The organism is Hyphomicrobium denitrificans ATCC 51888 (assembly GCF_000143145.1).
Classification (GTDB): Bacteria; Pseudomonadota; Alphaproteobacteria; order Rhizobiales; family Hyphomicrobiaceae; genus Hyphomicrobium_B; species Hyphomicrobium_B denitrificans.
Window position 1 is genome coordinate 1,820,898 of record NC_014313.1, and the last position, 21,831, is coordinate 1,842,728.

Here is a 21,831-nt window from a genome sequence, read left to right on the forward strand (position 1 = left end):
AAGGGCCTCTTGCTCGCAGGTTCCGGCATCATCAGGCCGGCAATATGACCCGTCCTCTGACGATTATCCCAGCCGATTAACGATGGCTCGCGCCCGGGTCAATCAGAGAACCTGTCCTCAGTATATAAGTCTTACCGCACCGCGCGCATCTGCCACCGGCGCCGATCTTTGCCGTACCCTGAATTGCTCATTAAATAGCCCCCCGACAGTCATAAGGATGGCCCGGAATGGCAGAGACCAACGGCGACGGCCCGACGCTAAGATATGGCAAAGACGGCGCAATCGCCTGGATTACGGCCGACAATCCATCGCGCATGAACGCGCTGACCGGGGGCATGTGGGGCGCGCTTCCCGGGGCGATCGAACGGGCCACCGCCGACAATGAGGTTCGCGTCGTCGTGCTGCGCGGGGCGGGCGACAGAGCCTTCTCGGCGGGCGCCGACATCTCTGAATTCGAGAGCGGACGCACCGGCGACGCCGCCAAGGTTTACGATGCGCTGAACGATGCCGCTTTCAACGCGTTGATCGATTGTCAGAAGCCGACGATCGCAATGATCCAGGGATTTTGCCTGGGCGGCGGTCTCGGACTGGCGCTCTGTTGCGATATGCGGATCGCGGACGACACGAGCCAGTTCGCAATTCCCGCGGCCAAGCTCGGCATTGGTTACAACGCGCGGTGGGTTCGTCCCATCCTTTCCGCTGTGCCTGCCGATCGCGCCAAACAGCTGCTGTTCACGGGCCGCCGTTTCCGCTCCGCCGACGCGGAAGCGATGGGGCTCATTACGCAGCTCGTGCCGAAAGGCGAAATCGAAGCGACCGTCAGAGCCCTGGCGCAGGAGATCGCCGAGAACGCGCCGCTGTCGGTCGCTGCCGCGAAATGCGTGATCGACGAAATCTCACGGCGGCCGGAGCATCCGGACATGGCGAAACTCGACGCCGCTGTCGAAGCCTGTTTTGCGAGCGCCGATTACGCCGAAGGCCGGCGCGCCTTTCTTGAGAAGCGAAAACCGGTTTTCAAAGGCCAATGAGATATTCGAGTCATAGATTTGCTCTTTCTCTGATCGCAGGACTCTCGGGTCTCGCGTTCGCGACGGCGGGGTTAGCCGCCGATGCGGCGGTTCAAAATGCGTGCTTCTCGGCCGCCGCGCTCGCAGGCGTGCCGGGAGAAGAGTTGGCCGCGAAAGGCAATCGCAGCTTCGATGCGCCGATCAAGCTCGGAGATTTCAAACCGGCCCCGGCCGTGCCGGATACACTGCGCGGCGCGATCCGGCGCGTCGATATCGCGAGCGGAGAAAAGGTCGTCGCGCTGACGTTCGATCTCTGCGAGCAGCGCGGCGAGATCGCCGGATACGATGGCCGCATCTTCGATTATCTGCGGCAGCAAGGCGTCAAGGCGACGTTCTTCGCAGGCGGCAAATGGATCGCCTCGCACCGCGCCCGCACCGAACAGCTGATGCTCGATCCGTTGTTCGAAATCGGCAATCACACGGAAACGCATGCGAACCTGAGACTGCTTGCTCCGGCTGTAGTGCGGCAGCAGGTGGTCGCTCCGCAAAAAGCTTATGCCGACGCGCGCGCCGATCTTGGCGGCAACCAGTGCCTCGCCACGTCGCCAAACGCATTGCGTGACATTCCCGAGCTGCCGAAAGTTTTTCGCTTTCCCTATGGCGCCTGCAACGACGCGTCGATGAAAGCCGTCAACGATGCCGGGATGCTCGCGATCCAATGGGATGTCGCGACCGGCGATCCCGATCCACATACGTCGGCGAAGCGCATTGCGGATGCGATGGTCAACGAGACCAAGCCCGGATCGATCATCGTCAATCACGCCAACGGGCGCGGCTGGCACACGGCCGAGGCGCTGCTCATCGCCATTCCGAAGCTCAAGGCGAAGGGCTACAAATTCGTCACCGTCAGCGAGCTTGTCGGCATGGGCAAGCCCGTCATCACGGCCGAGTGCTACGACCGCAAGCCCGGTGACACCAACCGCTACGATTTCATCGGCGCCCTGCAGCATCCGCTGAACGCAGCGTCACGCCAGCAATCGGTTGCATCAGCTCCGGCACAACGCGCGGCAACGGCGAAGGCAAGCAAGCCCTGGGCGACGTCGGTCAAGCCGCAGCAGCGTTCGCGCGCAAAGCAACCGGCCGACGGCGCGAAGTGACATGGCGAGCCTGCGCATGAAGGCCGTTCGGCTGAAGGGGTTCGACCTCGAGCCCATGACGCCGGTCGCGGCGAAAACCGTCGGGCCCCTGCTTTCACGTATCGATCCCTGGGCGCGTTATGCCTACACGGGCGAAGCATTGACGGCGTTTCTCGCGAACGAGGAAGCCGGCGCGCCGCGTTTCGCGATCAAGGCCGACCGCGTCATTGCTGGAGCGATCAGCATTCGAAACAACTGGCTGCGCGGTCCTTACCTGCAGTTTCTCGGCATTCTTCCCGGCTATCAAAGCCACGGTATCGGCGGCGCGATCCTCGACTGGTTCGAGAGCGAAGCGCGCAGCATCGGCGCGCAAAATCTCTGGGTCGCGGCGTCGGAGTTCAACACGCGTGCGCTGTCCTTTTATGAGAAGCATGGATTCAATCGCATCGCGACTCTGAGCGATCTCGTCGTCGAGGGAAGCTCGGAGATTTTGTTGCGCAAGCATCTGACGGCGGACTGAACGGCGATCTCTTCCGTCGTGAAGCGCATTTCAAAGTGTAAGGATAATTATTTACAGTTCTTTTTTGTGCGCCGCATTTCTTGCGCGGCTGGCGATCACGCCGTCAGATTTTTCGCAACGCATGAAATAAGCGCTTGGCGGATCGGCGATTGGAAACGTGGATTTTTCCGTCACTCGACGATCGAAGCCATCGCGACGGGCGTGCGATGCATATGACGGCTTCCGATGTGATCGCACGCGTCCCGACGTATCGAAACGCCTAGAAATCAAGGCGTTCTCTCTGCATCGCAAAATGCTTTTAACTTGTCAGCACTGCTTGCGGCTGCGTAGCTGTCATCACGCTTCGGAGAGAGGCGCGACGGAATCCAAAACTCTCATTTGAGAGGTGACGGTATGACCTTGCAAGCGAGTTTCAATGCCCTTGCTACTGTCCTGTCATTTGGTTTCGTTTTTGCGGTCGTGATCGGGGCAATCTGAGAGCGACTTTCGAGAGGAACGCCTGAATCGCAAACCCGCGGCAAACGCTCCAAGGAGCCAACGAGACGGGGACTTTGCAGGAAGCCTGGCGCGAGCCAAATGACCATCGGCGCGGCACTGATGTGACCGCGCCGATTTTTTTGGACATCCGTAGTGTTGGGTGATCAGGCCGCTTTCGTCGTCGCGGTCTGGCGGTCGTAATTCAGAACCGGCGACAGCCAGCGCTCGGCTTCTTCCACCGTCCAGCCCTTGCGCGCCGCATAGTCGACGACCTGATCGCGTTCAACCTTGCCAACGCCGAAGTAATGGCTTTCGGGATGCGCGTAGTAGAAGCCGGATACGGCGGCGCCCGGCCACATCGCGAAACTTTCCGTCAGCTCGATGCCGGCATTGTTCTGCACGTCCATCAGCTTCCAGATCGTGGCCTTTTCCGTATGGTCGGGCTGTGCGGGATAACCGGGCGCGGGACGAATGCCCTGATACTTTTCAAGGATCAGATCGTCATTCGTCAGCTTCTCGCCCTTGGCGTAGCCCCAAAGCTCGCGGCGCACTTTATGGTGCATCGCTTCGGCGAAGGCTTCGGCGAGGCGGTCGCAGAGCGCCTTCGCAATGATGCGGCTGTAGTCGTCGGTTTTCTTGATGTGCTTGGCGATCGCTTCGTCTTCTCCGATGCCAGCGGTCACGGCGAAGCCACCGATATAATCGGCGACGCCGGTTTCCTTCGGCGCGATGAAATCGGCGAGCGCGGTGTGCGCGCGGTTACGCGACGGATCGCGGGCGATCTGCTGGCGCAGCGTGTGCAGCGTCGTCAACTGCGTCGAGCGGGTATCGTCCGTATACACCTCGATATCATCGCCGATGCTGTTCGCGGGCCAGAAGCCGACGACGGCAGACGCCGTCACCCATTTCTCCTCGACCAGCCGCTTCAACAAAACCTGGGCATCGTCGAAGAGCTTCTTCGCCTCGGACCCGACCTTGTTATCGGTCAGAATTTGCGGATAGCGGCCCGCAAGCTCCCAGGCCTGGAAGAACGGAGTCCAATCGATGTACGGCACGAGAGAGGCGAGGTTGTAGTTCTGGAATGCGCGGACGCCGAGAAAGCTCGGCTTCACCGGCTTGAACGCGTTCCAATCGATCTTGAACTTGTTGGCGCGTGCGGCTTCGATCGTGATGCGCTGTTTGCGCGCTTCGTGTGCAAGGTGATTTTCGCGCACCTTCGCGTATTCGGTTTTGATGTTCTGGACGAACGGCTCTTTTTCGGTTTCCGAAAGCAGGTTCGAGACGACACCGACGGCGCGGCTGGCGTCGAGCACGTAGACCGCCTGACCCTTCTGATAGTTCGGGCTGACCTTGACGGCGGTGTGCACCTTGCTTGTCGTTGCGCCGCCGATCAGCAGCGGACACGCGAAGCCTTCGCGTTCCATCTCGGCGGCGACGAAGCACATTTCATCGAGCGACGGCGTGATGAGGCCTGAGAGGCCAATCATGTCGACCTTCTCTTTTTTTGCGGTCTCGAGAATCTTGGCGGCGGGAACCATCACGCCAAGATCGATCACCTCGTAGTTGTTGCACTGGAGAACCACGCCGACGATGTTCTTGCCGATATCGTGGACGTCGCCCTTCACCGTCGCCATCAGGATCTTGCCGGCTGATGGCATCTGATCAACGCCCGAGGCGATCTTTTCCGCTTCAAGATAAGGCTGCAGATAGGCCACAGCCTGCTTCATCACGCGCGCCGACTTGACGACCTGCGGCAGGAACATCTTTCCGGCGCCGAAGAGATCGCCGACGATATTCATGCCCGCCATCAGCGGACCCTCGATCACATGCAGCGGCTTTTCAGCCTTGGCGCGTGCTTCTTCGGTATCGACCTCGATGAATTCCGTGATGCCGTGGACGAGCGCGTGCGAGAGCCGTTGCTCGACCGTGCCTTCGCGCCAGGTGAGATCCTTCTCCTTGGCTTTCGCGCCGCCCTCGCCTTTGAACTTCGGCGCGGCGTCGAGAAGGCGATCCGTTGCGTCGGGACGCTTATTGAAGATCACGTCCTCGCAGAGATCGCGCAGTTCGACCGGGATGTCGTCGTAAACCGTCAGCTGACCGGCGTTGACGATGCCCATGTCCATGCCGGCCTGAATGGCATAGTAGAGAAACACCGAGTGCATCGCCTGGCGCACTGGCTCGTTGCCGCGAAATGCGAACGACAGGTTCGAGACGCCGCCCGAGATATGCACGAGCGGCATCTTCTCTTTGATCTGGCGCGCCGCTTCGATGAAGGCGATGCCGTAACCGTTATGCTCCTCGATGCCGGTCGCGACGGCGAAGATATTGGGATCGAAAATGATGTCTTCGGGCGGAAAGCCGACTTTCTCCGTCAGCAGCTTGTAGGCGCGCTCACAGATCGAGACCTTGCGTTCGATGGTGTCGGCTTGGCCGACCTCGTCGAAGGCCATGACGACGACGGCCGCGCCGTAGCGCAGAACCTTGCGCGCCTGTTCGAGGAACGGCCCCTCGCCTTCCTTCATGCTGATCGAGTTGACGATCGCCTTGCCCTGCACGCACTTCAGGCCCGCCTCGATGACGCTCCATTTCGAGCTGTCGATCATGACCGGCACGCGCGAGATGTCGGGCTCGGACGCGATCATGTTCATGAACGTGGTCATCGCCTTCTCGGAATCGAGCAGGCCCTCGTCCATGTTGATGTCGATGATCTGCGCGCCCGCCTCGACCTGCTGGCGCGCGACGGTCAGCGCACCCGCATAGTCGTTCTGCTCGATCAGCTTGCGAAACTTCGCCGACCCTGTGACGTTCGTTCGCTCACCGACGTTGATGAACAATTGCGCGGCATTTCCTGCTGTCATTTTTCTGATTTCACCCGTGGACGAAAGGTTCGAGGCCGGAGAGGCGCAGGCGCGGTTCCAGTTTCGTCGGCGTCCGCGGCTTGTAGTTCTTTGCGTGGTTGGCGATGTGCGAGATGTGATCGGGCGTCGAGCCGCAGCAACCGCCGATGACGTTGATCAGTCCGTCGGCAAGCCAGGGTTCGACCTTGCACGCCATTTCATCCGGCGTTTCGTCGTATTCACCCATCGCGTTCGGCAATCCGGCGTTCGGATAGGCCGAGATGCGGACATCGGCGACGTGGCAAAGCTCGGCGATGTAGGGGCGCATCAGCTCGGCGCCGAGCGCGCAATTCAAGCCGATTGAAAACGGCTTCAGGTGCCGCATCGAATACCAGAAGGCTTCCGCAGTCTGGCCCGACAGCGTGCGCCCTGAGCGATCGGTGATCGTGCCCGAAATCATGATCGGCAGCTCGAGATCTTTTTCCTCGAACACCTCGAGCGTCGCAAAGCCCGCCGCCTTGGCGTTCAAGGTGTCGAAGATCGTTTCGATCAGAATGATGTCGGCGCCGCCGTCGATCAATCCGCGCACCTGCTCTTTGTACGCGTCGCGCAGTTCGTCGAAATTGACGTTGCGAAAACCAGGATCGTTGACTTGCGGGGAAATCGACGCCGTACGATTGGTCGGGCCGACGGCTCCGGCAACGAAACGTGGTTTCTCCGGCGTTCTGGCGGTCGCGGCGTCGGCGGCGCTGCGTGCGAGCTTCGCGGCCGCGACGTTGATCTCGTAGCCGAGCTCGTCCATGTGATAGTCGGCGAGCGAGATGCGCTGCGCGTTGAACGTGTTCGTCTCGATGATGTCCGCGCCGGCGTCGAGATATTCGGCGTGAATGCCTTCGATGACCTTCGGCTGCGTCAGGACGAGCAGATCGTTGTTGCCTTTGACGTCCTTGGAATGATCGGCGAAGCGCTCGCCGCGATAGTGTTCTTCGCCGAGCTTGTGGCGTTGAATCATTGTGCCCATCGCGCCGTCGATGATCAGGATGCGTTCGCTCGCGGCCTTTTCCAGCGCTGCCCAACTCGGCTTACGTCTCATCTTATGCCTCGCATTCAGTGTGTTCGGGTCACGCCGCGTTGGCGCTGGCATCCGTTCTCGCAGACCTCAAGCCCAACAGGTGGCAGATGGCGTAAACGAGGTCGGCGCGGTTCAATGTGTAGAAGTGGAATTTCTTGATGCCTTCGTCGACGAGGTCCATCACCTGCTCGGTCGCCGCCGCTGCCGCCACCAGGTGCGTCGTCGCCGGGTCGTCTTCCAGGCCTTCGAAACGGCGCGCCAGCCATGACGGCACTGTCGCACCGGCGCGCTTCGCAAATCCCGACACCTGCTTGAAATTGTGGATCGGCACGATGCCCGGCGAGATCGGCACCCAGATTCCGGCGGCACGCGCGCGTTCGAGATAGCGCAGGAAGTGCGCGTTATCGAAACCGAACTGCGTGATGATGCGATCGGCGCCGGCGTCAACCTTGGCTTTCAGATTTTCGATATCGGCTTCGACCGACGGACTTTCCGGATGCGTCTCCGGATAACCCGCAACCGAAATCTCGAAGTTCGCGATCTTCTTCAGTCCGGCGACGAGATCGGCGGCATTGGTATATCCGCCCGGATGCGGCTCGTACTTCGTGCCTGCGCCCTGAGCCGGATCGCCGCGCAACGCCACGATATGGCGAACGCCCGCGTCCCAGTATGCTCTGGCGACAGCGTCGACCTCTTCCTTCGATGCATCGACGCACGTCAGATGCGCGGCGGGCTTCAGATCGGTTTCACGCAGAAGACGCGTGACGGTCGCGTGCGTGCGTTCGCGCGTCGAGCCACCTGCTCCATACGTAACGGACACGAACTCGGGGCGCAGCGGCGCAAGACGCGAGATCGACGACCAAAGCGTCTCCTCCATCTTCTCGGTCTTCGGAGGAAAGAATTCGAAGCTGACGACGATGTCGCCGGAGCCGAGAAGCTTGCTTTTGCGTTCGTTGCCCTGAGCCATCACCGAGCCTCCTCAAGAGTGCCGGTGGCCGCGGCATCTCTGTTCGTATTGCCTTTGAAGTCCCTCGGCCGCTCCGCAAGCCAAAGCGTAACCGTCAAGATTTTCTCGCTGCCTCCCGGCTTGCGGGTCAGATCACGCACCATGCGCGGAACGAGACCGGCATCCTTCAGCCAGTCGCTGATCTGGTCGTGCGAAAAGCCAAGACGCTCGTGCGCTTCTTCTGTGCGCAGGAATTCCAATTCGTGCGGCGCGAAATCGACGATCAGCAGCTTGCCACCGGGCGCCAGAACGCGCGCCGCCTCGCGGATCGCGAGCGATGGATCGGACAAAAAGTGCAGGATCTGATGCATCACGATGGCGTCGGCCTGGCGGTCGGCGATCGACAGCGCATAAATGTCGCCGTGCCGGACTTGCGCGCGCGTGCAGCCGTCCGTGTTCAGCTTGGCGCGCGCGTACGCCAGCATCGCCTGATTGACGTCGATGCCGAGCCCACGCTCGAAGCGATCGGAAAATAGTTCAAGCGCGCGGCCGGTGCCCGTTCCGAGATCGAGCAGGAAGCGAAACGGTCCGCTGCCCATCGCTTCGCGCATCGCGGCTTCGACTTCCCGTTCCGCGACGTGCAGCGTGCGGATGCGGTCCCAATCGGCGGCGTGCTTTTCGAAGAAGGCTTGAGCGGACGCCTCGCGCTCCCGCTTTAAAGCATCGGCCCGTTCGCGATCGAGGCGAACCGCCGCCTCGGACGGGTCGACGTCGGCCACGAGGCGCAATGCCAAACGGCCACCCGGCTGGCGGTCCGAGATGTGGAAATAGACCCAGCTGCCCTCGCGGAAGCGTTCGATCAGGCCGGCTTCGAACAGCAGCTTCAGGTGGCGGCTGATGCGCGGCTGGCTTTGCCCGAGGACCAGGGTCAGATCCTTGACGTTCAGCTCCCCGCCCGCGAGCAGCAGAAGAATGCGCAGGCGCGTCGGCTCGGCCGCTGCTTTCAGCGCCGTCACGAGATCCGATGTTTTGAGTTCCGCCGTCGACATGGCGGGAAACATATAAACATATGTTTATGTGTCAAGCTCTCTTTGGGCCTATCAAAACCTCGGACAGTCCTTAACCACGTTTTAGCAAGCGTCCGCATACCGTTCTCCAAGCGCCTGGGCGGCGTGGAAGCGGTGATGTAGATGCAGCAACAATCTCCTGAGTTCGTGGTGATTTCCGGCGCAATGTACCAGCTGCCGATCACTCTGCGACGCAGCGAGCCCAAGATCGCGAAGCTACCCGGCTTGCTTCTGATGGCAACGCTTGCAGCGCTGATCGTCGTCCCGCAAATCGGTCTGGCGGTGTACGCCGTAGCGTCGCCGGAGCTCCGCGCCGTGCTCGTGGCCAATCCGATCGCGGCCGTCGAGCTTGCGATCGCTCTCGTATTCTGGGCGGCCCTCGTCTGCTGGCCGCTGCGCAACATCGTCATCGCCATGGCGTCCGACCGCATCATCGATATTCGCAATGGCGACGTCATGGTCGTCGACAGAACGCCGTTCTCGACGCAGGGCTGGCGGATGCCGCTTTCGACCTATGCGGGCGTTTCGGTGAAAATCCGGACATCGCTTTCCAGCGTCGTGCGCGACGTCGTTCTGGTCCATCCCGAGGCAAGCCGCAGCGTCACGCTGGCGACGGCGGAACAAGTCGGACAGGGCGAAATTCTCGAGCTTTGCCGCATCCTTGGGCTGCCTTTGCTACGACCGGATGCGGTGACGGGGGCGAACGGGCCATCGGGCGGCCACAAATTCGACGCTGATCTTGCACCGGCCGGAGCGTAATCGGGCATCGTTTTGACGAGATTGTTGCTTCTCTACCGCGGTAGGTCTGGTTTGTGCGAGCAGACAGATGGCGGCACATCCCTTTCGGGCTGACTTGAGAAGAGAGAACTGGTAAGGGGCGACTATGCGAGGGTTAGACACGCAGATGACAATTTGGACGCGGACGCGCTCCGCCTGCTGGCTAATTGCCATAATGGTCTGCGTCGCGGCGCTGACGACAACGAATGCACGCGCGGAATCGCCCGCAGCCTATATGCAGGGCGTTCAAAACGAACTGCTGGCCGCGCAACGCACCGGCGGTGTCGTCGCCTTCAGCGACGTTCTGCGCAAGCACATGGACGTCCCCAACATCGGTTTGACGGCGCTTGGACCGCATGCGCGCACGCTGCCGAAGGCCGAGCGTCCGAGCTATTACAACGGCATGATCAACTTCATCGCCAAATACGCGGCGAAAACGGCTCCGGAATATCCGGTGGCGAGCGCTGTCGTCGTCGGCCAGGGTCCTGGCGATGCTGGCGGCACGAATGTCGACGCGCGCATCACACTGCGTTCCGGTGCGACGTACGACATCCGCTGGCTCGTGATGAAGTCGGGCTCCGGGTACAAGGTGCGCGACGCGCAGGTCGTCGGCTTCTGGATGACGTCGTTCCTCGACGATCTTTTCCAGAACTACATCACCGAGAACGGCAATAATCCCCGCGCGCTGGTGCTGGCTCTCAGCCGCTGAGCGCGATGAAATCACAGAATCGCACAACCGGCGGGCAGACGATTCCCGCCGGTTGTGCTTTTTGTGCACGCATCGAGGATATTTTTCACCGTGCCCGATGTGCCTCTTAATCTCGCTCGCATTGGCTCTTATGTGGATCGGATGCGCGCAGCGTGTCGATGGCGGCACGCATGTCCGCGCCTACGTTCCCATTCGCGGTAATCTCATTGACACCGCTGTTCGCCTGCGGGCGCTAGCGATGCTATCGACGTGTGATGCCCGGCACGTGGGATGCCGGTCAGGTTGAAGCTGGCTTGCAACATGAAGCAAGGCCGCGAAGCAGGTAAGGAGGCCGTCTTGTTCTCGGCGAAAACGTATTCTCTGGCGAGCGCTTCATTTGCTGCCGCCATGCTGGTGCTCGGAACTTCTCCAGGATATTCCGCGACGAACGACAGGATCGTTCTCGCGCAGCAGGCCGAGCCGGCTGACGCTGCACAGGCGGAACAGACCCTCTCCGCAAACGAGGAAACCGCGCAGGCCCCTGAGGCCGACGCGCCTGCGGACGGCCAGAGCGCGCCGGCACCGGAAGGCGGCGATACCGCAGCTCCAGCGCCGGAGCCCGAGGCTCCCGCTGCTCCCGCCGACGCCACCGAGGCCCCTGCTCCCGAAGGCGCTGCTCAGGAACCGGCCCCGGAAGCTCCGGCAGCCGAAGCCGCTCCGGACGCCGCGGGTGCTGCGAGTTCGACCATCGAAGCCAGCCAGCTCAAAATCGGCCAGGCCGTTCTCGGCTCGGACGGCGCGAAGATCGGCGAGATCAACGGCGTGAAGTCGGATACCTCCGGCAAGGTGCAGGAGATCCTGGTCACGGCCGGAACGCCCGCCGGCATGAACGCGCAGGTCTATGCCATTGGCGGCGACAAGATCACCGAGGTTTCCGACGGCGTGAAGCTGTCGATCAGTTCGGAGGAAGCCAAGCAGTTGCCGATCGTCGACAAAAGCAACGGCTAAGCTCCCTACACTGCCTGTTTTTTAAGCCGCGCTTTCTCGAAAGCGCGGCTTTTTTCATGGCGGTTTATCCAAACTGCCGATCCCCACTTGGCTAATGCCGGTTGAGTCCATTACCCAAGTTCCCGCACGCGATGAAACTCCGCGCAGCCGGGAGAGAAATTCATGACGCCGAGAATGAGCCGCTATGCGGCCGCAGTATTCGCAATTGTCGGAATGGCGATGCTTTTACCGGCTCCGTCCGGATGGGCGGACGAGGCGCTCGACACCAGCAAGCTGCCGCGCATATCCGGCGGCAAGGAAATCTACGCCAGTCCGCTGTCGACGATTTTCACCGCGCCGTCGTCCGTCGCCGATACGGCCGCCGAGACGCTCAAGGTCTTGAGCGCCGATGGCTGGCAACAATACGGCCGCGTCTCTGCGAGCGAACAGGCAAATCCCGACATGGTGCTCGCGTCTCTCAAGAAAGGCGCGCAGGGGCTTTCGGTTTTCATCAATGCGGCGCCCGCGCAGAATAATGCGACCAGCGTCACGTATTCCGGCGTGCCCCTGGAGCACGACCTGCCGTTCCCGAAAAACGCGACCGAAATCAAATTCGATGCCGATCGTCCGCATCTCAAATGCACGACGCCTGACACCGTCGAAGCCACGTCCGATTTTTTCAGAACGGAGTTGATCGCGCGCGGCTGGTCACCGTGGTCGAAGGAGGACTCGGCCAAAGCCGCGTATGCCGACAAGAAAACGGAGAAAGGTCTTTTCTCCTACTACGTTCAAGACAATCAAAAGCCGCTCATCCTGACGCTGCAAAAGAGCGACGACGGCAAGACGGCCGTCAACCTCGAGAGCATTCCGCCACAAATTCTTTTCGCGGCCAAAGAAGCGCCCGAAGACAAGCCGGAGCCGACTCCGCAGCCGTCCGCGCCGACGGCGCATGACAAGCTCGGCGACGCCATGGATGCGCTGGCGCTCGACATTATGGAGCAAGCGAAGAAGGCGACGAAAGACGCTCTTGCAGGCGTCACCGCACCTCAGCCGCCAGCCGATGCACGCGCCGCTCAGGCATCGCAACCGCAGTCGAAGCTCACGGCCCTTGCGGGCAACTCAGCACCGATCCCCGTACCATCGACGGCTGACGGTCTCGATTTCGACGGAAGCGCCGGACGTCTCGATTACAACAGTTCATCCAGCGTTGCCGAGGTCGTCGCATTCTATCGCGCCGAGATGCCGGCGCTCGGCTGGAGCGAGCGCAAGACCGTCATCAATCAGCCGAACATGGTCGCGCTCGAATTCCACAAAGGCGAGCAGGAGGTTTCACTCACCATCATGAAGATGGGAACGTCGGTCAATGTGACCGGCGCGGGCTCGGCTTTGCAGAAAGAGGAAGCGGTTGCGCCAGACGCCTCTGCTTCCGAGACTTCATCCGGCAATGACACGACGCAGGCGCTGGAAGCCGACGAAGCGGGCGGACTGCCTGTGCCGAAGCCGCACTCGCTGAGCGGGAGTGAAAAGTCGCTGTTCCGATATAGCGCCAATGCCAGCGTGCCAGCGAAGCTCGCGTCCGTTCTCGAATTCTATCGCGCCGAACTTGGCAAGCGAGGCTGGACCGAGGATACCTCCAAAGCAGTCATCAAGCCCGACGAGGTCGTGCTTTATTATACGATGCCCGAAGGTCCGGCCGTCCTGAGGCTCGGCCGTGCCAGCGGCGAGACGACGGCTCAACTGTCGATCCGGCAGACGGAGGCCGCGAAGAAATCCGGACTGATGCCGAAGCCAGGCCAGACGAAAATTCTATTCGGCAACATTCTCGAAACGCCCGCGACGCTTGTGATCGCCGGAAAGACGATCAAGATTCCGGGTGGCGCGGGGAGCAAAGCTCCTGACGGCCCGACGCTCGAACTCGCTCCGGGCAAGCACGCCTACAGCTTGAAGGGGTCGAAAGCTCCGATGGCCAACGATACCGTCGAGGTCGCAGCTGACGAAATCTGGGGCCTGATGGTCGGGCCGGGCGGCGTGCTGCCGGTGCAGATGTACTGACCGGCAGACAGTTCGCATTTGAACTAGCGTTCGAAGCGCTTGAACTTGATGCGATGAGGCACTCTTCTCTTGGCGCCGGCGACTCCGCTACGCGGAGCCGGCGGCCTGCGCGCAATTACCGCTCAAAGCGCTTGAACTTGATACGATGCGGCACTCTTCCCTTTGCGCCGGCGACTCCGCTGTGCGGAGCCGGCCGCCGGCGCGCAGTTACCGCTCGAAGCGCTTGAACTTGATGCGATGCGGCTCGACGGCCTCGTCGCCCAGGCGGCGCTTCTTGTCTTCCTCGTAATCGGCGAAGTTGCCTTCGAACCATTCGACGTGGCTGTCGCCTTCGAAGGCCAGAATGTGCGTCGCGAGGCGATCGAGGAAGAAGCGATCGTGCGAGATGACGACGGCGCAGCCGGGGAAATCTTCGAGCGCCGCTTCAAGCGCGCCGAGCGTTTCGGTGTCGAGGTCGTTGGTCGGCTCGTCGAGGAGCAGCAGGTTGCCGCCCTCTTTCAGGAGCTTCGCAAGATGCACGCGGTTGCGTTCGCCGCCCGATAGCAATCCGACCTTCTTCTGCTGGTCGGCGCCCTTGAAGTTGAACCAGCCGCAATAGGCGCGCGACGGCACTTCCTTCTTGCCGCCGAGCAGCATCTGATCGAGGCCGCCGGAGATTTCCTCCCAGACGGTTTTCTTGTCATCGAGGTGCGCGCGCGACTGGTCGACGTAAGCGATCTTCACGGTATCGCCGAGACGGATCGATCCGGCGTCAGGTTCTTCCTGGCCGGTGAGCATCTTGAACAGCGTCGTCTTGCCGGCACCGTTCGGACCGATGACGCCGACGATGCCGCCGGGCGGCAGCTTGAACGAGAGATTGTCGATCAGCAGACGGTCGCCGAAACCTTTGCTCAGTCCGTCGGCCTCGATCACGACGCCGCCGAGGCGCGGGCCGGTCGCGATCTGGATGCTGGCGCGGCCGTTCTCTTCGCGTCCGGCTTCGTCGGCGAGTTTTTCATACGCGGTGATACGCGCCTTCGACTTGGCCTGACGGGCCTTCGGCGAGGAGCGGATCCATTCGAGTTCGCGCGAAAGAGCCTTTTGCTTGCCCTCTTCCTGCGCCTTCTCGGCGGCTTCGCGCTTCGCGCGTTGTTCGAGCCAGCCGGAGTAATTGCCCTTCCACGGTACGCCCTGGCCGCGATCGAGTTCGAGGGTCCATTCGGTGATGTTGTCGAGGAAGTAGCGATCGTGGGTCACGAGAATGACACAACCCGTATATTCGCGGAGATATCGTTCGAGCCACGCGACGCTTTCGGCGTCGAGATGGTTGGTTGGTTCGTCGAGCAGGAGAATGTCGGGCTTCGACAACAGCAGCCTAGTCAGTGCGACGCGGCGCTTTTCGCCGCCCGACAGTTTCGTCACGTCGGAATCGCCCGGCGGAGACCGAAGCGCATCGAGCGCCTGCTCGACCTGGGCGTCGAGGTCCCAAAGGTTCTGCGCGTCGATCTGGTCCTGCAGCGCCGTCATTTCGTCCGCCGTCTCTTCGGTATAGTTGGCGGCGATTTCGTTGTAACGATCGAGGATCGCTTTCTTCTCGGCGACGCCTTCCATCGCATTGCCGAGCACGTCCTTCGTCTCGTCGAGTTCGGGTTCCTGCGGGAGATAGCCGACCTTGATTCCATCGGCCGGGCGCGCCTCGCCGATAAAGTCGTCAACGACGCCCGCCATGATTTTCAGAAGCGTCGATTTACCCGCGCCGTTCAAACCGACGACGCCGATCTTCGCACCCGGCAGGAACGACAGCGAAATGTCCTTCAGCACCTGCTTTCCGCCCGGATAGGCCTTGGAGAGCTTGTGCATATGGTAGACGTACTGGTGTGCGGCCATCGGGGGCGCCTCTGCGTAAGACGTTTAAGGGGTTAGGCGCGCGTTCTAGCCGATCGCTGCGCATTGCTCAAATATATCATTGGGCTCGCGTTTCAACCCGCTCAGACCGCCGCATGCCGCGGGTTCAGCGCGGCGGCGCCGAAACGAGGCCGGGGAGCATTTTCGCGCGTTTCGTCCAACGGCGCACAATCTCGGATGCGATCACGTCAGCGGAGTGAAGCGGCCTGTAGCTCCAGGTTTCGATTTCACTTCCGGGGGCTGGCGGCGGCCGCGTGACGCCGTGTTCGGCGAGCGCTTTATGGAAGCGATCGAACTTCGCGCCACCGCCGGAGGGCGAAAAAATATAAATCGGTCGCCCGGTCGCGGCAGCCTCGCACGTCATGCTGACGCTGTCGGCGGTAATGAGAAACATGTCGGCGTGGGCGAGAAAATCCGGATAGGGATTGTTTTCGCCGCCATCCCAGAACAGCGCATTCGTATCGCGCACGGCGTCCTTGATACCGGCCGCGAGCTTCTCCGGTGTTCGCCGCGATGTCGTGATCATCAGACCGAAGCCGCGGTGCGCGAAATCCTTGAGACATGCGACAAGCCGGGATTGGTCGTCGTCACTGTAGGTGTAATCGCCGTTCGGTCCGCCGATCAGGCAGGCGACGCGCGGCTGCGGCAGCGCGGCGATTGCCGCCGGCATGTGCGCGCGCAGAGCTTCGAGCCGTTGCGGCGAATAGCGATGCGGGGCGGTGAGCGTCGTGATGACATTCAATCCGCGCAAACGGTCATGCTCTGGAACCCAGATCAGGTCGGCGGTGCCCGGTCCCGTTCGCGGGTCCATGAGAATGACCGTGTACGTCTTAAAGCCTGCCAGCCGGCGAAGCGCGCGGAGATAGGGGATCGTCGTGCGGCCCGTCGCAAACGCGATGACCGGCCACGGGGGAGCAAACTGCGCGCCCGGCTGTCCGAAGCGTTCACGGGGCGCGACAGGACCCCAGGGCGCCATCCACTTGAAGACGCCGCTCGGCGCGACGCGCTTCACCTCGGCCTTCTGACCCAGCGCCTCGACGACGCCAAAGCACTGAGCCTCGTGCCCGGCCTTGCCGTCGGAGATGATCCAGGCCGTCTGGCCTGCGAGGGGGTGATCGTCGAGTGGAGAAGCGGTCATGCGGCGATGTTTTCATCTCTTCGGCGTCGGGTGTCGAGCCCCGAAGCAGCCGCACTAACGAAACAAACGAAACGTGGTGCGATGGAGCAGCGTTCCTGATATTACACTCGCGCCTCCTGGAACGAATGTTAATGGCAATAGAACTCGACGCGACCGACTGGCGAATCCTCAAAGAGCTGCAGGCCGACGGCCGGATGACGAACATCGCGCTCGCCAACCGGATCGGGCTTTCCGCGCCGCCGTGCCTGCGCCGGGTTCGCGCGCTCGAGGAAGCCGGGCTGATTTCGGGATACACGGCGCTGATCGATGAGGTCGCGCTCGGATATGCTCTGACCGCGTTCGCCATGGTCCGCCTGCACAATCAGGCCGAGTCCGATCTCCGCGCTTTCGAAAATCGCGTTCTCGGCTGGCCCCTCGTCCGGGAGGCCTACATGCTTTCCGGCGAAAGCGATTTTATGCTGAAATGCATCGCGCGCGATCTGCCCGAGTTCCAAAGCTTCGTGCTCGATGCGCTGACGTCGGCGCCGAACGTCGCGAGCGTCAAGACGTTCCTGACCATTCGAAGAACCAAGCGCGAGCCTGGCGTTCCGATTGCTGTGACTGGACCGGAAGAGACCTGACACACGAACGAAGTCGAGGACGCATGCAGGGCCTTATGAGCAATCCGACACTCATGCGCTTCATGCTTCTCGCCGGTTCGCTGTCACTCGGTGTGGCGAGCAACGCGTCGGCGACGTCGAGCGATCTCTACGATCGTTATTTCTCGAACGTGCTCGCCGGGCGGCCGTGTTTCGCGGCAACCTACAACGAAGCGCATCTCAAAACGCACCCGGCGCAACGCGTGCGCAGCATCGAGGTCGACTTGGCCAAAACGAACTCGGATGGCTCGCCGAATTCCGCCGATCGTTTCCAGCTCGGCTTCGCGCTAATGCTTTCAGTCAAAGACGAGTGGTACGGACAGGCTGCAAGCTGCAAGGCGAGCGATCAGGGTTTCGACTGCTTTCTCGAGGCAGACGGCGGCATCTTCCGCTTGAGCCCGATCGGCGCCGGCGGTCTGAGACTGAAGACGGGCGAAACCGGGCTAGCGCTCGAAGGCACGGCGGATACGGTCGAACTCAGCGGCACCGAAGGCGACGACAGAGTGTTCGATCTCCTGCCTTCACAGCGCGAATGCGACGCGGCGCGCGCCTACTTCGACGGCGATAGCGATTAATTCCAACGCAGACGAGAGCGCTGCGGCGGCGTTACTTCCAGGAGACTTTCAGAACTTCGAGGGTCCGCGTGCCCTTCGGCGTCGTGACGTCGACGCTCTCGCCATTCGTCTTGCCGATCAACGCGCGCGCGATGGGCGACGAGATCGAGATCTTGCCGTTCTTCAGGTCGGCTTCGGTGTCGCCGACGATGGTGTACGTCACCTTGTCTTCGGAATCTTCGTCCTGAAGCGTGACCGTCGCGCCGAACTTGACCGTGTCGCCAGAGAGCTTCGACGTATCGATGACCTCGGCGCGATTGATCTTGTCCTCAAGCTCAGCAACGCGGGCTTCGTTCAGCCCCTGCTGTTCCTTGGCGGCATGATATTCCGCGTTTTCCGAAAGGTCGCCGTGGGCGCGCGCTTCCGAGATCGCAGCGATGATGCGCGGACGCTCGACAGCTTTCAGCCGCTGCAGCTCCGTTTCGAGGTTCTTGTATCCCTCGATGGTCATCGGCACCCGTTCCATCATCTTCTCCACGTCTCGAACGGTCTCTACTCGCGGAGCGCCGGCTCCGACCCAGTTAAACTCGCGCTTTAATGAATAGAAAAGTGGCTGTGCTGGCACGCGCTATTCAAAAGCGTTCAGATCACCTGTATTGCGAACGGCTCAATGATGCGCAAAAGCCTGCAGCGGCGCCACTTGAAGCGTATCGGAATTCAACGCCCTGATGGCTCGTGTGACAGCCACTGCCCCTGACAATGTTGTATAATAGGGGATGTGGTGAAGCAAGGCCGTGCGCCGGATGTCCTTGCTGTCGCTCAGCGCCTTGGAACCTTCGGTTGTATTAAAAACAAGGTGGATATCGCCGTTTTTGATCGCGTCGACGATATGCGGGCGGCCTTCCAGAACCTTGTTGATGCTTTCGCACTGAATTCCGTTCGCTTCCAGGAACCGCTTCGTGCCGCGGGTGGCGACGACCTTGAAGCCCATCGCTTCGAGTTCCTTCACCGGGCCGACGATCCGCGCCTTGTCGCTTTCCTTGACCGACACGAACACCGTGCCGCCCGAGGGCAGCGTCTGTCCGGCGCCGAGCTGGCTCTTGCCGAAGGCCATTGCGAAATCGTGGTCGATGCCCATGACCTCGCCGGTCGAACGCATTTCCGGTCCGAGGATCGGATCAACGCCGAGGAAGCGCGCGAACGGGAATACGGCTTCTTTGACGGCGATGTGTTTGTAGACCGGCTTCTTCAGCTCGAAGCTCGCGAGGGGCTTGCCCGCCATGATCCGCGACGCGATCGAGGCGATCGGCAGCCCGATGACCTTGGCAACGAACGGCACCGTTCGCGAGGCGCGCGGATTGACTTCAAGAATGAAGACCTCGCCGTCCTTGATCGCGAACTGAATGTTCATCAGGCCGACCACACGCAGCGCCAGAGCAAGCTCACGCGCCTGCCGTTCGAGTTCGGTGATGATGTCAGCCGAGAGCGAGTGCGGCGGCAGTGAGCAGGCGCTGTCGCCCGAGTGGATGCCGGCTTCCTCGATGTGCTCCATGATGCCGGCGACGAACGTATCCTTGCCGTCAGAAAGGCAATCGACGTCGACTTCGACCGCGTCGGTCAGATAGCTGTCGATCAGAAGCGGGCGCCTCTCGGAGACGACGAGTTCGGACGGACGGTCGAGCGTCGCGGAAAGACGCGTGACGTAGCGATCGACCTCGCTGCCGTCGTGGACGATTTCCATCGCGCGGCCGCCGAGCACATACGACGGACGAATGACGACCGGATAGCCGATCGTTTCGGCAACGGCGCGCGCCTCGCCCGGCGTTTTGGCGATGCCGCTTTTCGGCTGCTTGAGATTGAGCTTTTCGATGAGCGCCTTGAAGCGATCGCGGTCTTCGGCAAGGTCGATCGCATCGGGCGATGTGCCGAGGATCGGAACGCCGGCTTCTTCCAGCGCGCTCGCGAGCTTCAGCGGGGTCTGGCCGCCGAACTGAACGATGACGCCCTTGAGCTTGCCCTTGCTGCTTTCGACGCGGATGATTTCGAGCACGTCTTCGGCAGTCAGCGGCTCGAAGAACAGGCGGTCCGAGGTGTCGTAGTCGGTCGAGACGGTTTCCGGGTTGCAGTTGACCATGATCGTCTCAAAGCCCGCCGCGGTCAGCGCAAAGCAGGCGTGGCAGCAGCAGTAATCGAACTCGATGCCCTGGCCGATTCGGTTCGGGCCGCCGCCGAGAATGACGATCTTTTCTTTGTCAGAAGGATCGGCTTCGCAGACGGGATCGCCGCTGAGGCCGGTTTCGTAGGTCGAATACATGTAGGCGGTGGGCGACGCGAATTCCGCCGCGCACGTGTCGATGCGCTTGAAGACCGGCGTCACGCCCAGGTCGTGGCGCGCGCGGCGAACGTCGGCTTCGCTCACCTTTGCGAGGTGCGCCAGACGCGCGTCCGAGAAGCCCTGCGCCTTGAGCGCGCGAAGCTGCGTCTCCGTCTTCGGCAGGCCGTGCGCGATGACGCGCGCTTCCGTATCGACGACGCCTTTGATCTCGGCGAGGAACCAAGGATCGATCTTGCTGTACTGGTGGACCTCTTCCTGCGAGAAGCCGAGGCGGAACGCCTGCGCGACTTTCAGGATGCGGTCGAAGGTCGGTCGCGAGACGGCGGCGCGCACGACGTTCTTGTCGTCGCCCTGCCCGATGCCGTCGAGATGGATATCGTCGAAGCCGGTCAGGCCCGTTTCCATCGATCGCAATGCTTTCTGCATGCTTTCGCGGAACGTGCGTCCGATGGCCATCGCTTCGCCGACCGACTTCATCGACGTCGTCAGCGACGTGTCGGAGCCGGGGAATTTCTCGAACGCGAAGCGCGGAATCTTGGTCACGACGTAGTCGATCGTCGGCTCGAAAGATGCCGGCGTCGCGCCGCCTGTGATGTCGTTCTGGATTTCGTCGAGCGTGTAGCCGACGGCGAGCTTGGCCGCGACCTTGGCGATCGGGAAGCCGGTGGCCTTCGAGGCGAGCGCGGACGAGCGCGAGACGCGCGGGTTCATCTCGATGACGACGAGGCGGCCGTCGGCGGGATTGACTGCGAACTGGACGTTCGAGCCGCCGGTTTCGACGCCAATCTCGCGCAGCACTGCGATCGAGGCATCGCGCATGATCTGGTATTCTTTGTCGGTCAGCGTCAGCGCCGGTGCGACCGTGATCGAGTCGCCGGTGTGCACGCCCATCGGATCGACGTTCTCGATCGAGCAGATGATGATGCAGTTGTCCGCCTTGTCGCGGACGACCTCCATCTCGAATTCCTTCCAGCCGAGGACGCTTTCCTCGACCAGGATCTGCGTCGTCGGCGAGGCGTCGAGCCCGCGCTCGGCGATCTCGAAGAATTCCTCGCGGTTGTAGGCGATGCCGCCGCCGGTTCCGCCGAGCGTGAACGACGGCCGGATGATCGCGGGCAGGCCGACATGCTCAAGGGCATCGGCCGCTTCTTCACGCGTGTGGGCGAGCTTGGAGCGCGGCGTCTCGAGCCCGATCGTCTTCATCGCCTCACGGAAGAGCTGGCGGTCTTCGGCCTTGTCGATCGCAGCCGCGTTGGCGCCGATCAGTTCGACGCCGTGGCGCTGCAGAATGCCCTGCTGATGAAGCGCCAGCGCGGTGTTCAGCGCCGTCTGTCCGCCCATCGTCGGCAGAATCGCGTCGGGCTTTTCCTTGGCGATGATTTTCGCGACGACTTCGGGCGTGATCGGCTCGATGTAAGTTGCATCCGCCAGATCCGGGTCCGTCATGATCGTCGCCGGATTGGAGTTGACCAGAATGATCCGGTACCCCTCCTCGCGCAGCGCCTTGCAGGCCTGCGTACCGGAATAGTCGAACTCGCACGCCTGGCCGATGACGATCGGGCCGGCGCCGATGATGAGGATGGATTTGATATCGGTGCGTTTGGGCATGCCGCGCAAGCGTTTGGCCGAGGCGAAAGCGGGCGACGCAGCCGGCTCGGCGATTGATGTTTCTGATCTCAGGCTAAGGGGGGCTTATAGGCAAAGGCGGACGGAGGG

The 21,831-nt window shown here is 61.7% G+C and carries 15 protein-coding genes and 1 pseudogene; 9 read left to right on the plus strand and 7 right to left on the minus strand.

From position 1 onward, the window contains the following. Positions 1-227 precede the first annotated feature (227 nt). The 3 genes from HDEN_RS08825 to HDEN_RS08835 are packed head-to-tail and all read left to right on the plus strand — an operon-like array spanning position 228 to position 2,663. Positions 228-1,028: an enoyl-CoA hydratase gene (locus tag HDEN_RS08825; protein WP_013215759.1), complete on the plus strand. Its 801-nt coding sequence runs from the start codon at positions 228-230 to the stop codon at positions 1,026-1,028. Further along, complete coding sequence (locus tag HDEN_RS08830; protein WP_013215760.1) at positions 1,025-2,164, plus strand: polysaccharide deacetylase family protein; 1,140 nt, start codon at positions 1,025-1,027, stop codon at positions 2,162-2,164. Before HDEN_RS08825 ends, HDEN_RS08830 begins: the two co-directional genes overlap by 4 nt. Position 2,165: 1 nt before the next feature. Then, the gene (locus tag HDEN_RS08835; protein WP_150103229.1) at positions 2,166-2,663 is read left to right on the plus strand and encodes a GNAT family N-acetyltransferase; all 498 of its coding nucleotides are present in this window, start codon (positions 2,166-2,168) and stop codon (positions 2,661-2,663) included. A 641-nt stretch (positions 2,664-3,304) separates the two neighbouring features. Here the strand turns inward: HDEN_RS08835 and metH are convergent. From metH to HDEN_RS08850, 3 genes and pseudogenes are all read right to left on the minus strand, one after another. Further along, positions 3,305-7,070: pseudogene (gene metH, locus HDEN_RS08840) on the minus strand (methionine synthase). A 28-nt stretch (positions 7,071-7,098) separates the two neighbouring features. After that, a complete protein-coding gene (gene metF / locus HDEN_RS08845; protein ID WP_013215764.1) occupies positions 7,099-8,016 on the minus strand; it encodes a methylenetetrahydrofolate reductase [NAD(P)H] in 918 nt (305 codons plus the stop codon). After that, positions 8,016-9,044 (minus strand): ArsR/SmtB family transcription factor, encoded by a 1,029-nt coding sequence (locus tag HDEN_RS08850; protein ID WP_013215765.1) that lies wholly within the window; start codon positions 9,042-9,044, stop codon positions 8,016-8,018. Before HDEN_RS08850 ends, metF begins: the two co-directional genes overlap by 1 nt. Before the next feature lie 141 nt (positions 9,045-9,185). Between HDEN_RS08850 and HDEN_RS08855 the strand changes: the two genes are divergently transcribed. The 4 genes from HDEN_RS08855 (at position 9,186) to HDEN_RS08870 (ending at position 13,566) form a co-directional block, all read left to right on the plus strand. Continuing rightward, positions 9,186-9,821: a hypothetical protein gene (locus HDEN_RS08855; protein ID WP_013215766.1), complete on the plus strand. Its 636-nt coding sequence runs from the start codon at positions 9,186-9,188 to the stop codon at positions 9,819-9,821. 145 nt (positions 9,822-9,966) lie between these two features. Next, positions 9,967-10,548, plus strand: a complete 582-nt coding sequence (locus HDEN_RS08860) for an ABC transporter substrate-binding protein (RefSeq protein WP_041921617.1) — start codon at positions 9,967-9,969, stop codon at positions 10,546-10,548. Between the two features lie 300 nt (positions 10,549-10,848). Further along, the gene (locus HDEN_RS08865) at positions 10,849-11,535 is read left to right on the plus strand and encodes a PRC-barrel domain-containing protein (protein ID WP_150103230.1); all 687 of its coding nucleotides are present in this window, start codon (positions 10,849-10,851) and stop codon (positions 11,533-11,535) included. Positions 11,536-11,697: 162 nt separating this feature from the next. Further along, positions 11,698-13,566: a hypothetical protein gene (locus HDEN_RS08870; protein ID WP_013215769.1), complete on the plus strand. Its 1,869-nt coding sequence runs from the start codon at positions 11,698-11,700 to the stop codon at positions 13,564-13,566. A 207-nt stretch (positions 13,567-13,773) separates the two neighbouring features. Here the strand turns inward: HDEN_RS08870 and ettA are convergent, their stop codons facing one another. Further along, positions 13,774-15,432 (minus strand): energy-dependent translational throttle protein EttA, encoded by a 1,659-nt coding sequence (ettA, locus tag HDEN_RS08875; protein WP_013215770.1) that lies wholly within the window; start codon positions 15,430-15,432, stop codon positions 13,774-13,776. Between the two features lie 124 nt (positions 15,433-15,556). Further along, positions 15,557-16,588 (minus strand): mitochondrial fission ELM1 family protein, encoded by a 1,032-nt coding sequence (locus tag HDEN_RS08880; RefSeq protein WP_013215771.1) that lies wholly within the window; start codon positions 16,586-16,588, stop codon positions 15,557-15,559. A gap of 131 nt (positions 16,589-16,719) precedes the next feature. Here HDEN_RS08880 and HDEN_RS08885 point away from each other — a divergent pair, with 131 nt between their 5' ends. Beyond that, positions 16,720-17,208, plus strand: a complete 489-nt coding sequence (locus HDEN_RS08885) for an Lrp/AsnC family transcriptional regulator (protein WP_013215772.1) — start codon at positions 16,720-16,722, stop codon at positions 17,206-17,208. Positions 17,209-17,231: 23 nt separating this feature from the next. After that, entirely contained in the window at positions 17,232-17,801 is a 570-nt protein-coding gene (locus tag HDEN_RS08890; RefSeq protein WP_013215773.1) for a hypothetical protein, read from the plus strand. 31 nt (positions 17,802-17,832) lie between these two features. Here the strand turns inward: HDEN_RS08890 and greA are convergent, their stop codons facing one another. Both greA and carB read right to left on the minus strand, forming a co-directional pair. Continuing rightward, positions 17,833-18,306 carry a transcription elongation factor GreA gene (greA, locus tag HDEN_RS08895; protein WP_013215774.1) on the minus strand — a complete coding sequence of 158 codons (474 nt, stop codon included), beginning with the start codon at positions 18,304-18,306 and terminating at the stop codon, positions 17,833-17,835. A 141-nt stretch (positions 18,307-18,447) separates the two neighbouring features. Next, entirely contained in the window at positions 18,448-21,723 is a 3,276-nt protein-coding gene (carB, locus tag HDEN_RS08900; RefSeq protein ID WP_013215775.1) for a carbamoyl-phosphate synthase large subunit, read from the minus strand. Between the last annotated feature and the right edge of the window lie 108 nt (positions 21,724-21,831).